This window comes from Shewanella sp. MF08487, assembly GCF_050848685.1.
Taxonomy (GTDB): domain Bacteria; phylum Pseudomonadota; class Gammaproteobacteria; order Enterobacterales; family Shewanellaceae; genus Shewanella; species Shewanella glacialipiscicola.
In genome coordinates this window covers 87605-99623 of record NZ_JBOZPB010000008.1, presented here as the reverse complement: position 1 = coordinate 99623, position 12019 = coordinate 87605, and the positions used below count along the sequence as shown (strand labels likewise).

Genomic DNA, 12019 nt, shown 5'->3' with positions numbered 1-12019 from the left:
CTCGCTCGTCAATCACTATCCTGAATTACATCCTTACTGATTGAGCGGTAAGCTTTGTCGCGTAACACAAGATCCCCAAAATGAACTTAACTGAATTAAAAGACACGCCGATTTCTGACCTAGTCTTACTAGCTGAAAATATGAAGCTCGAAAATATGGCCCGCGCTCGCAAGCAGGACATCATTTTCTCAATCCTTAAAGCCCACGCAAAAAGTGGAGAAGACATTTTCGGCGGTGGGGTATTAGAAATACTCCAAGACGGTTTCGGCTTCTTACGCAGCTCAGACGGTTCTTATTTAGCCGGCCCAGACGATATTTATGTCTCGCCAAGCCAAATTCGTCGCTTCAACATGCGAACGGGTGATACCATTTTTGGTAAAATACGCCCACCTAAAGAAGGCGAGCGTTATTTTGCCCTATTGAAAGTCAACGAAGTTAACTTCGATAAACCTGAAAACTCTCGTAATAAAATCCTCTTTGAAAACTTAACGCCACTCCACGCAGAAGAACGTATGCGTATGGAGCGCGGTAACGGCTCAACAGAAGATATTACGGCACGTATTCTGGATTTATGCTCACCGATTGGTAAAGGTCAACGTGGTTTGATTGTTGCACCGCCAAAAGCCGGTAAAACCCTATTACTTCAAGGCATTGCTCAAAGCATCAGCTACAACAACCCAGAAGTGGTGTTGATGGTATTGCTGATTGATGAACGCCCAGAAGAAGTAACAGAAATGCAGCGCCTTGTTAAAGGCGAAGTTATTGCATCAACCTTCGATGAGCCAGCCAGCCGCCACGTACAAGTTGCTGAAATGGTGATTGAAAAAGCTAAACGCTTAGTTGAGCACAAGAAAGACGTCGTTATCTTACTCGACTCTATCACCCGTTTAGCCCGTGCCTATAACACTGTCATCCCTTCATCGGGTAAAGTGTTAACCGGTGGTGTCGATGCTAACGCCCTGCACCGTCCAAAACGCTTCTTTGGTGCAGCACGTAACATCGAACACGGCGGCAGCTTGACTATTATCGCCACGGCGTTGGTCGATACCGGTTCTAAGATGGACGAAGTGATCTACGAAGAATTTAAAGGTACAGGTAACCAAGAGCTACATTTGTCACGTAAAGCGGCAGAAAAGCGTGTGTTCCCGGCCATTGACTTCAATCGGAGCGGCACGCGTCGTGAAGAAAAACTGACGACTCAAGAAGAGCTGCAAAAAATGTGGATCCTGCGTAAGATTTTGCATCCTATGGATGAAGTCAGCGCAATGGAATTCTTAATCGATAAATTGGCGATGACCAAAACTAACGAAGAATTCTTCACTGCGATGAAACGCTCTAAGTCTTAAGCTTAGGTCGCAACATCCATCAAAAGCCGCATTCTGCGGCTTTTTTGTTATCTACGCTTTTTTACTCAAGTTTTACTCAAAACTTGACCATATTGCCAAAGCATCATCCGCTGTCACGGTATATCACATCAACAATATAAGCCCTTGTAATCACTAGCATGATTATCACAAAAAACCAAATTGTCAGTTTTATTTTTAGGCATAACGCAATGGAATGCATTAATTCAATTGTTTTATATTTGTTTGTTTTTATGATTGGTTTTGTGATCTTATTCTAAGAATTGCACTCTGTCTGGTGAGTTAGCTCACGCTTTAAATCTGTAATACTGACCGCTAATTTAGGTTGTTGCTATCGTGTAAATCGCCAGAAGGTACCCAACAATAAATGACATAGGTAAATCCAAGATGACAAACGTGACGCGAGTTCACAAGAAGGTGAGTACACAACTCAGTCACCCATGGTCAGCAAAAGCTGATTGGTTACAGAGTGCGACGGGCATTCTGCTCGGTTTGTTTTTACTGCTGCACATGCATTTTGAATCCAGCATTTTGCTCGGAAAAGAAACCTTTTATCAAGTAGTGCAATTACTTGAAGGCGGAATGTTTAGCCCCTCAGGGCATGGTTTTCCACTTGTCACCAAAGTGTTTTCAGTGTTCATGTTACTGGTGGTGATACTGCATGCAGCATTGGCGCTACGGCGTTTTCCTGCGCAATTGGGCCAATGGCGCGCCCTACGAACGCACATGAAAAATATCAACCATAAAGATACTCACGCGTGGTTCTGGCAGCTGGTCACTGGATTTATCTTATTTTTCCTCGTACCGGTACATCTCTTTACTATGATTATGAATCCCGAAATTGGCCCGCATTTATCGGCCGAACGGGTGTATCACGATAATGCTTGGTTACTGTATGCCCTGCTACTGCCTGCTGTTGTGATACACGCCATGATTGGCTTGTATCGAGTCGCGCTGAAATGGGGTTTATCTAGCCGACGTACGGCCCTAAGTAACATCGCTAAGATGTTGATTACCTATCTATTATGTCTTGGCGCTGCCAGCCTGATTACCTACTTATTTATTGGCAGTGAACTTGGCACACCAGTCCAACCCTTTGTGCCGAAATAACAATGAAGCTGACAATAACAACAGATCCAATTAAGGAGCAGGCGTGAAACTGATTTATACCGATTCATTAGTGGTTGGAGCTGGACTGGCGGGGTTAAGGGTCGCTATCGCTTCGAAAGAGCGTGGGCTTGATACCTTAGTGTTGTCACTCATTCCTGCAAAACGTTCCCACTCTGCTGCCGCTCAAGGGGGGATGCAGGCGAGTTTAGGCAATGCCGTTAAGGGAATGGGCGATGATGAGGATGTGCATTTTCAAGATACGGTAAAAGGTTCGGACTGGGGCTGCGATCAAGATGTGGCGCGGATGTTTGCCCATTGTGCACCTAAGGCAGTGCGTGAATTGGCGACGTGGGGCGTGCCTTGGTCGAGGGTGAGTGCAGGCCCAAGGGACGTGATTGTCAACGCGCAAAAAGTGACTTTGCATGAGGCGCATGAAGCCCATGGACTAATTAACGCCCGTGACTTTGGCGGCACGAAAAAATGGCGTACTTGCTACACGGCCGATGGTACGGGTCATTCGCTGTTATACGCTATGGATAACAAAGCGATTGCTATGGATATTCCTGTGCATGAACGTATCGAAGCGCTGGCACTTATTCATGATGGTAAACGTTGCCATGGAGTGATCGCCCGCTGTTTGATTACGGGTGAACTGAGAGCCTATGTGGCTAAGTCCACCACCATTGCCACTGGCGGATATGGCCGAATTTATGAAGTGTCGACCAATGCGATTATCTGCGAAGGTATTGGCCAAGCGTTGGCATTGGAAACGGGCGTGGCAAGGCTTGGCAATATGGAGGCGGTACAATTCCATCCCACCGCCATCGTTCCCGTAGGCATTTTAACAACGGAAGGGTGCCGTGGTGATGGCGGCTTATTGCGCGATAAAGACGGTTATCGCTTTATGCCTGACTATGAGCCCGATAAAAAGGAGTTGGCATCGCGGGATGTGGTATCGCGTCGCATGACAGAACATATACGGAAAGGGAAGGGCGTCGATAGCCCCTATGGGCCGCATTTATGGTTGGATATTACCCTTTTAGGTCGCAAGCACATCGAAACTAACCTTAGGGAAGTGCAGGAAATCTGCGAAAACTTTTTAGGCATCGATCCCGCTAAAGATTGGATCCCTGTGCGCCCAACCCAGCATTATTCTATGGGCGGCATTAGAACCAATGCCACCGGTGAAAGCCCACAGCTTAAAGGCTTGTTCAGCGTCGGCGAAGCGGCGTGTTGGGACATGCATGGGTTTAACCGTTTAGGCGGTAACTCGCTGGCTGAAACCGTGGTTGGCGGTATGATTATCGGTAAATATGTTGCCGATTTTTGTGAGAACAATAGCTTAGAAATCAACACTCAACTTGTCGAGCAATTTATGCAGCAAGTACAAAGTGAAATTGATCTGCTCCTCGAGGGTGATGGTGTTGAAAGCGCCTTTACACTCAAACACGAAATGCAGCGCATCATGATGAATTATGTGGGGATTTTCCGTAATAGCCCTGAGCTTGATAAAGCCGTCGCTGAGCTTAAAGTGCTGCTTGAACGTTCGCGCAAACTCGGACTTAAGTGTAAAAAACGTCACGCTAATCCTGAGCTAGTTGAAGCCCTGCGGGTCAAGCGTATGCTCAAAGTCGCGCTGACTGTGGCCTGCGGCGCAGCGGCGCGAACCGAGAGTCGTGGTGCCCACGCCCGTGAAGATTTTCCGCAGCGAAATGACCGCGATTGGCTGAATCGCACCTTAGCCAGCTGGCCCGATCCCGATGCATTCGAACCTGTGCTTAACTACGAAGCACTCGATGTGATGAAGATGGAGCTACCACCGGGTTACCGTGGTTATGGCATCAATAACGCCATAGCCCATCCCGATACCGAAAAACGTGAGCAGCAGATTGCCGAGATTTTAGCTGAGCTAGGCGACGATGCCGACCGTTATCAACGCCAGCGTGCCCTTATGCCCTTTGAATTGCCCGAAAGCTTGCAACCCAATAATGAACGTTTGAGTGATACCTTAAAAATCCCGTCTGCCAATGCGTTAGGAGAGAAATCATAATGACTCAAGGTCGCTTACTCACCTTTTATATCTTTCGTTATGATCCACAGGAGCCAGACGACAAGCCAAAAATGGTGCGTTATCAGCTCACTGAAACGCCGGGCATGACGGTATTTATCGCCCTCAATAAACTTAGGGAAGAACAAGATACTTCGTTGCAGTTTGATTTTGTCTGCCGAGCGGGTATTTGTGGCAGTTGCGCTATGGTGATCAACGGTTTCCCCACGTTAGCTTGCCGTACCTTAACCGCCAAATATCCTAAGGGCGACATCACCTTAATGCCACTGCCAGGCTTTGAATTGATTGGTGACCTATCAGTGAATACCGGTAAGTTTATGCGCGAATTAGCTGAGCGTTTAAAGTTGTGGTTACACCCTAAGGCTAATGATAGCGATGTGCATCGCCTCGAAGATCCTATGGACCCAGTTGAAGCCGCTCGTCTGTACGAACTCGAGCGCTGCGTTGAATGTGGCGTATGTGTTTCAGCTTGCGCGACTAAACAAATGCGTGACACCTTTGTTGGCGCAGTAGGCATGATGAAAATCGCCCGTTTTGAGATGGATAGCCGCGACGCTCGCACCGCAGAGGATTTTTACCACGTGATTGGTAATCAGGATGGGGTGTTTGGTTGCATGACCTTACTCGGTTGCCAAGACAACTGTCCTAAGGATTTACCGCATATGCAGCAAATTGCTTATCTGCGGCGAAAAATGGCCATGACCTTGATTTAGCGCGTTTTATAAATCATAAAAAAGCGCCAATAAGTTTGGCCCTGTTTATAAAGACCATAGGCGTTGCCACTTTAAGTATCAGCTTCGCCGTGAATAACCTATTTAAATAGGTGCTGGATGTTCTTTAAATCACCCTTACCTTCGGCAATTTCTTCAGGCGTTAGGCCCGTCACTTCGTGTGGAAACACCAACCAGTCTTCTGAAGCGTGAATGTAGTAATCTGGTTTTAAAGGCACTGCGGTATTTTTAGGTTTGTAATATGGGCAAGCGATACGGATATCGGTTGGCATATTCAGGCGCATCAACTGACCGAGTTTTTCTTTTAATGCGTGGATGCTGCGGCCAGAGTCAAATACGTCATCAACAATCAATAAACCGTCACTCGCGTTAGCATTTTCAACAATGTAATGCAGGCCGTGGACTTTAATTTCTTTGTTTTGTTTATCGGTACCAATCCCATAATAAGAAGAAGTACGCACCGCAATATGATCGGTTTCGACTTGTTTAAAATCAAAAAACTCCTGCACCGCGATCCCGATTGGAGCGCCGCCACGCCAAATACCCACAATAAACTGCGGACGAAAGCCACTCTCATAGACCTGCGAAGCTAATAAAAATGAATCTTCTAGCAGTTGTTGGGCGGTTACAAAATACTTTTCTGACATGACACAGTCCCCATCACATTGATTTTATTTTTAGGTCGTTAAAGCAAAAGCTTGTAAGGTCTGTTCGGCGGGTAATTAATCCCAAAACAGCTTTGCCTTAGAAAGTGTAGGCAGCCACCGAATTTGGGAGCGAATTTTATACCAAAAAAATATGATGTGCTGCAGTAATAGTACGAACTTGCATGACAACAGACATTTATTTTGCCTTTTTAGGCCAAAAACAACAAAAAGGCCACCCTAAAGTGACCTAAAAGCAGCGAGTAAACACCTGCACTAAACGATTGGCGTAATCACATGCTGGCCTACTTTTGCCTTAGCACTATAACCACGGGTCGTTGCAGCTTGGAAGTCCTTCGACAGAATGGTATCCACATAATACCAATCACTGCGAACCTCTTCGGCAGTGAAAGTGAGGGTCATAAAGCCGCGATCGCTTAAGTTAGCGTACTTAAGATCGGGCACTAATTCGACGATCGCCGCTTCAGTCGCGGGGAGCTGTTCCACTGGTAGATTCAAGTAATATTCAAGCCCCGGCGAGGACACTGAACTGGTCGCAAACTCAACACCAACGGTATCGCCACTGACGTCTTTAAGCTCATTCGCCCACGCATTGTGCGTATCACCGGCGATCACCACTAGGTTGAGGTTTTTCGATTTAGCCGTACCTAAAATGATTTCACGCTCATAGGCATAACCATCCCAAGCATCTAAGTTGTATGGGATGGCGGGTAATTGCAGTAACGCGATTGTTTCAGGTGTTAATAGCGCTTGATTGGCTTGCAAATATTGCAACTCTTGGGCTGTAAGTGTGGGATCATTTGCCGCCGCGCGCGCCGCTAACTTAGCTAAAGCGCCTAACATGGCATATTGCGGAATGCTCATCTGCTGAGTGGCAATCGCCGCAGGCAATGACATCTTACCCATTAAAACCTGTTGCCCTAATACCTGCCACTTGCCCGTTGCTTGCAGCAAAGTGCCCTGCAGCCAAAGCAATTGCGTCAGGCCAAGCATAGTCCGAGTGGTCGATGTGACATCGGCAAGAAAACGCTCGCCCGCAAATGAACCCGTTGTGGCATCCATATAGTCAGCATAATCAAGCTGTTTATCACGGGCTAATACACGAGTATCCAACATATGCAGATCGACTAAATTACCGTAGCTAAAACTGCGGTAAATCTCTTCATGGTTGCCTTCTCGCCACGGTCGAATAGGCAGCCACTCGAAATAGGCTTGCAGTGCAGCCTCTTTACGCACGGCAAAATCCCCTTCGTCTTCGTTGTGATTCTCGGCGCCATCACGCCAAGTATCGTTGGCCACTTCGTGGTCATCCCATACCGTGATGAAAGGCACTTTCGCGTGTAACTTTTGCAAACTGGTATCAGTATGGTACTGACCATAACGAGTGCGATAATCGCCCAATGTCAGTAATTCATTGGCGGGTAATACTTCACGGCCAAGTTCTGCTGCATGCTCACTAGCATAGCCGCCACGGGCATATTCATAGATATAGTCGCCTAAATGCACCACAGCATCTAAGTCTTCCTGCGCCGCAGCTAATTCATATACGTTAAAGTATCCGGCTGGAAAGTTAGCACAGGACATAACCGCTAATTTGACAGAGCTTACATCGCCCTCAGGCAGAGTGCGGGTTTTACCCACTACGGAAGTTTTGCCACCTGTCATAAAGCGATAAAAGTAGTTTTGTCCCGCACGTAAACCACGGGCATCAATCTTAACGGTATAATCACGGCGAGCATTAGTCACCATCTCACCTGTGGTCACTAATTGAGTAAAGGCCGCATCACTTGCCACTTGCCAGCTCACTTTCACATCGCCCTCAGATTCAGGCGTGACACGGGTCCAAAGGATCACAGCATCTATCGCCGGATCGCCACTGGCAATCCCATGTAAAAATTGTGCAGGTACAGAATGATCATCATTACTATCGCTACAGCCCATCAAGCCGTAAGAGATCACAGCAACGCCAACACCTTTGGCCGACATAGCCAAAAAGTCACGACGAGTTACGGTACGATTCATTATTATTATTCCTTGTTAGATAAGGCTTCACTGGTATGAGGTCTAATGAGACCCCGATTGTGAGACATCACTGTTACACATTTGTGACATCTTTATCAGCCTTTTATGATTTCTATCAATTCAAACACTTATACTGAATGTCGTACTTTATTTATGCAGGGCTAGCGCAGCTAACAAGGAAGCTGTTAACATCGGTAAAGGCTAGCGCAGCCGGTTAAATGCACGCCAAGAGAAGGAATTTATACCATGAAAGTCAGCGATATTATGAGTGACCAAGTCATCTGCATCAGCGATGGCGCCAGTTTGAAAGATGCCCATCATCTGATGCAAACCCGTGGCGTACGCCACTTACCGGTGATTTCTGAAATAGATGGCACCCTCGTTGGCGTACTCACCCATAAAAAGATGATCGCCAGTGTGATGTCGATGCTAAACAAATACGGCCAAGGGGCACTTGACCGTAAAGAGCGTTACACACCGATTGATACTGTGATGGATACAGACTGCCAGCATCTGACCGCCGATGAGCCTTTAACTGTGGTGGTGGAATATTTTATCGAGAATAAGCTAGGCTGCTTACCCGTTGTTGATGCCGATAAAAAGGTACTAGGTATCGTCACCTCATCGGACTTTATTAAACTGTGCCGCACTTTACTACAGCAAAAAAACTAACATTATTATCAAGAATGCGCAGCCGATGTGTGCTGCGCTATCATTGAGTGCACTCAAAAATCGCTAAAGCGAATTCACAGTAGGAATACGATTAAAACGTTGCCAACGGCCAGAGCGCCATCGATATACCATAATCAAACCACGCACCCATTCATCGGCAGCAACAGCCAGCCAAGCAGCAAGTACGCCATAACCTAAGTGAAGGCCAAACAACCACGCAAATAAAACGCCTATCCCCCACATGCTAAAAAGGCCTACCCATACAGGAAACGCCACATCACCAGCACCTTTTAATGCCGAAATAATGACTAAATTAAATACCCGCCCAGTTTCAAGCGCGATAGAACCGGCCAGTAATACCGCCGTTAATTGGATGACTTCCTCGTTTTCACTCAACCAGCCGATGATAGTGAATCGCTGCCAATAAAAAATTAACACTATGGCTAACGAAGCCACAAAACCCACCAAACAGTAACGCTGCACCCGCGTGGTGATTTCATCAAACCATTGTTTACCGACATAGTACCCAGTCTGAATTTGCGTCGCTTGCCCAAGCGCCACCGCAAAACAATAGATAAACCGGCTGATGTTTAACCCATAGGTGTAAGCCGTGAGCGATAAAGTGCCCATCTGGCTGATAAAATAGATAATGGTCATCTGCGCGACATTATAAGACAGCATCTCACCGGCATTGAGTAGACCAATGCGCATCACGCGCCAATAAGTGCTGCGCGGCAATAATTTAAGACGGTGCAGTGGCAGCGGGATTTTTTTATGGCGGATCACCAGTAACATAATCACAGCGCCGATAATCTGGCTGGTCACTGTGGATATCGCTACCCCAGTCACGCCATAAACGGGCAAATCAAAGGGAGAATATAGGGCAATATAGTTACCGATGACGTTCATCAAACCTGTACTTGACGTCACTAACATAGCCGAGCGAGTGAAACCGTAACTCCTTAAAATTGCAGCAAAAGCAATGTTCATCACTAGGCCAATACTCAAGCTGCCGCAAATCACTAAATAGTCATAGCCAAAACCTGCTACATCGTGTTCAAGCGCAAACAGGCCGATAATTCCTTCAGCGCCGAAGAACATTGACGTGCCCATAATCAGCGCGAGTAACAAACTCAATGCAATACTTGCCACCCCAATATCGACAGCCTGCTGCGACTGACCAGCACCGTTATTTTGGCTAATTAAAATGCTCGCGCCTGTGCTCACCATCATCGACATGACCATCATGAAGAACATCAACTGAGTCGTGAGCCCAACCGCCGCTACCGCGTTATCGGAATAATGGCTGAGCATAAAAATATCGCTGATCCCAAGCAGCGATTGCAGTAAGGTCTCGATAAAAATCGGCCATGTGAGGGCGACGATACTCATGCGTTGTTGCAATGTTTTAGGTACTTTAGCCACGGAAAATCCTGCAAATAGAGAACGAATAGCGATGTGAGCGCTGGGTCAATGAATTTGTCTAGACAGTATATTGCCAAGCGATAAAGCAAATACTGAAAGCAACTTTCACAAACAAACCATAAAGCATAATAAAACGCTGACAAAGGCGAAAAAACAAGCAAAAAACGCCCTTGAGCTCAATTCTGTTGGTAATTTTATTACAATATTATGCACCACTCAATTGGCAAAGTGACCAATGTCGTAAAAACCTTAGTCAACTCTCAATGATATACATTTACCAATAAAAAAAGGCTCTCTATTGGGATAGAAAGCCTTTTTAGCACATTAATATTAGGACTTAAGCGCGTTTATTTCGATACGCCAAAAACAACAAGATGATGCCTACAGCGAGGAAAGGTAAGCTGAGTAATTGGCCTGCGCTTAAGAGCGTTTCAGAGTAAGCCGCTTGGCTGACTTTAATCGACTCAATCGCAATGCGCGCACTAAATACCAGCACCAAAAACAAGCCGAAAATCGCCCCATGCCGTTGTTTAATCTGCGTATATTTATACAAGCTATAAAGACCAATAAAGATAGCTAAATAGGCAAACGCTTCATAGAGCTGCGCCGGATGCCTTGGCAACATGTCAACACGGGCAAAAATAATTCCCCAAGGTTGAGTCGTTGGGTCGCCTAAAATCTCTGAATTGGCAAAGTTCGCCATCCGAACAAAAAAGCCAAAAATGGCGGTGGCGATGGCCAGTCTATCCAACAAAAATAAGAAGGGTAGCTTCACTTTACGTTGGTAATAATACAGCGCCAGAATCGCACCTAGCCCACCACCGTGACTCGCCAATCCCCCTTCCCAAATCGCCAGAATCTTCAGCGGGTGGGCAAAGTAATAATCCGGATCGTAAAAAATACAATGGGCCAAACGGGCACCGACGATAATGCCGACAACACAATAAATCAGTAGATTATCGAGTGACTCAACATCGAGATTTTCTTTAGTATAAATTCGCTTCATCACCTGAAAACCCGCGGTGATAGCGACAGCAAATAATACGCCATACCAATGTATTTTGAGCCCCATAAACGAGACTAATACAGGATCGAGTTGCCACACTAAGTGTTCCAAATTCAATTACTCCATAACACTGGGTACATGAGCTACGCCAAAAAATATGTTTTACGTGGTTAATACCGATTAAACAAGGCCTGTCGTGCAGAACACTTTACATCGAGCACAATCGCTTAAATTTAAGTCATTTTCAGTGCGATTGACGCCACCAAATGCTAAATCCGCCATCGATATTGCATTGCGTTATCGGCTAATCCAGCAGGCGTTAAGAAAATTAAACCTCGGTTTGTTTTCGGCTTAATCGTTGGATAATATCGCTATGCTGCGGATATTGTGCTAACAGTGACTCTTGGCTAAATAACTCAAAATCGTCGAAGGTAAAACCAGGCGATACCATGCAGCCCACTAATGAAAAGCCTGCGTGGTTTAGCGCTGAGCCAAAAATACAGCCCTTAGGCACTAAAAATTGTGGCCTCTCACCGGCTGCTAAATCGAGCCCTAACTGCGCGGTGGTTAATACTCCTTCAGGATCAATCATATAAATCGTTAAGGATTGTCCAGCTTGGAAATACCACATCTCGTCGGCAGTCAAGCGGTGGAAATGAGAAACCTCACCTGTGCGCAGCAAAAAATAAATGCTGCTCCATAACGCCCGAGTTGAGTCAAAAGACGTCTCAGAGCGGTAAGAAGATCGATAGTAACCACCTTCAACATGCGGCTCTAGTGCTAAATGTTCAATAAAATCATCGGCGGTTTGCATAGTAAGAATACCTGTATCAGTCAATTGGCTTCGCAATTCAAGCCTGTGAGTGTACTCGAAAAACTGTCACTCTCTAAGTGCGGTGATGGCATTTTATGATTTAGGCCACTACGGCAATATGATTAATACAGACTTAGTGCAG

10 protein-coding genes are annotated in these 12019 nt (G+C 46.1%); 5 read left to right on the top strand and 5 right to left on the bottom strand.

What is annotated here, in order from left to right; all coding sequences use genetic code 11:
• The first annotated feature begins 80 nt into the window (after window positions 1-80).
• The 4 genes from rho (at window position 81) to ACRN9H_RS08080 (ending at window position 5255) form a co-directional block, all read left to right on the top strand.
• Window positions 81-1346, top strand: a complete 1266-nt coding sequence (rho, locus tag ACRN9H_RS08095) for a transcription termination factor Rho (protein ID WP_220774295.1) — start codon at window positions 81-83, stop codon at window positions 1344-1346.
• Between the two features lie 405 nt (window positions 1347-1751).
• Window positions 1752-2474, top strand: a complete 723-nt coding sequence (locus ACRN9H_RS08090) for a fumarate reductase cytochrome b subunit (protein ID WP_432313226.1) — start codon at window positions 1752-1754, stop codon at window positions 2472-2474.
• A gap of 43 nt (window positions 2475-2517) precedes the next feature.
• Entirely contained in the window at window positions 2518-4524 is a 2007-nt protein-coding gene (locus tag ACRN9H_RS08085; RefSeq protein ID WP_432313225.1) for a fumarate reductase flavoprotein subunit, read from the top strand.
• Complete coding sequence (locus ACRN9H_RS08080; protein WP_115406834.1) at window positions 4524-5255, top strand: fumarate reductase iron-sulfur subunit; 732 nt, start codon at window positions 4524-4526, stop codon at window positions 5253-5255. Before ACRN9H_RS08085 ends, ACRN9H_RS08080 begins: the two co-directional genes overlap by 1 nt.
• Before the next feature lie 98 nt (window positions 5256-5353).
• Here ACRN9H_RS08080 and ACRN9H_RS08075 read toward each other — a convergent pair whose 3' ends face one another.
• Window positions 5354-5920 (bottom strand): phosphoribosyltransferase, encoded by a 567-nt coding sequence (locus ACRN9H_RS08075; RefSeq protein ID WP_076498817.1) that lies wholly within the window; start codon window positions 5918-5920, stop codon window positions 5354-5356.
• A 273-nt stretch (window positions 5921-6193) separates the two neighbouring features.
• Window positions 6194-7960: an alkaline phosphatase D family protein gene (locus tag ACRN9H_RS08070; RefSeq protein ID WP_432313224.1), complete on the bottom strand. Its 1767-nt coding sequence runs from the start codon at window positions 7958-7960 to the stop codon at window positions 6194-6196.
• A gap of 246 nt (window positions 7961-8206) precedes the next feature.
• Between ACRN9H_RS08070 and ACRN9H_RS08065 the strand changes: the two genes are divergently transcribed.
• The gene (locus ACRN9H_RS08065; protein ID WP_432313223.1) at window positions 8207-8632 is read left to right on the top strand and encodes a CBS domain-containing protein; all 426 of its coding nucleotides are present in this window, start codon (window positions 8207-8209) and stop codon (window positions 8630-8632) included.
• Window positions 8633-8695: 63 nt separating this feature from the next.
• Here the strand turns inward: ACRN9H_RS08065 and ACRN9H_RS08060 are convergent, their stop codons facing one another.
• The 3 genes from ACRN9H_RS08060 to ACRN9H_RS08050 form a co-directional block, all read right to left on the bottom strand.
• A complete protein-coding gene (locus ACRN9H_RS08060) occupies window positions 8696-10057 on the bottom strand; it encodes an MATE family efflux transporter (RefSeq protein WP_263188691.1) in 1362 nt (453 codons plus the stop codon).
• Between the two features lie 337 nt (window positions 10058-10394).
• On the bottom strand, window positions 10395-11174 hold the full coding sequence (lgt, locus tag ACRN9H_RS08055) for a prolipoprotein diacylglyceryl transferase (RefSeq protein WP_432313222.1): 780 nt from the start codon (window positions 11172-11174) through the stop codon (window positions 10395-10397).
• 217 nt (window positions 11175-11391) lie between these two features.
• Window positions 11392-11877 carry a cupin domain-containing protein gene (locus ACRN9H_RS08050; RefSeq protein WP_432313221.1) on the bottom strand — a complete coding sequence of 162 codons (486 nt, stop codon included), beginning with the start codon at window positions 11875-11877 and terminating at the stop codon, window positions 11392-11394.
• Window positions 11878-12019 lie beyond the last annotated feature (142 nt).

Coding starts and splice junctions, on each gene's coding strand:
- ACRN9H_RS08080 (WP_115406834.1), top strand. CDS start 4,524: ATGACTCAAGGTCGCTTACTCACCTTTTATATCTTTCGTTATGATCCA.
- ACRN9H_RS08065 (WP_432313223.1), top strand. CDS start 8,207: ATGAAAGTCAGCGATATTATGAGTGACCAAGTCATCTGCATCAGCGAT.
- ACRN9H_RS08050 (WP_432313221.1), bottom strand. CDS start 11,877: ATGCAAACCGCCGATGATTTTATTGAACATTTAGCACTAGAGCCGCAT.
- ACRN9H_RS08070 (WP_432313224.1), bottom strand. CDS start 7,960: ATGAATCGTACCGTAACTCGTCGTGACTTTTTGGCTATGTCGGCCAAA.
- ACRN9H_RS08075 (WP_076498817.1), bottom strand. CDS start 5,920: ATGTCAGAAAAGTATTTTGTAACCGCCCAACAACTGCTAGAAGATTCA.
- ACRN9H_RS08090 (WP_432313226.1), top strand. CDS start 1,752: ATGACAAACGTGACGCGAGTTCACAAGAAGGTGAGTACACAACTCAGT.
- rho (WP_220774295.1), top strand. CDS start 81: ATGAACTTAACTGAATTAAAAGACACGCCGATTTCTGACCTAGTCTTA.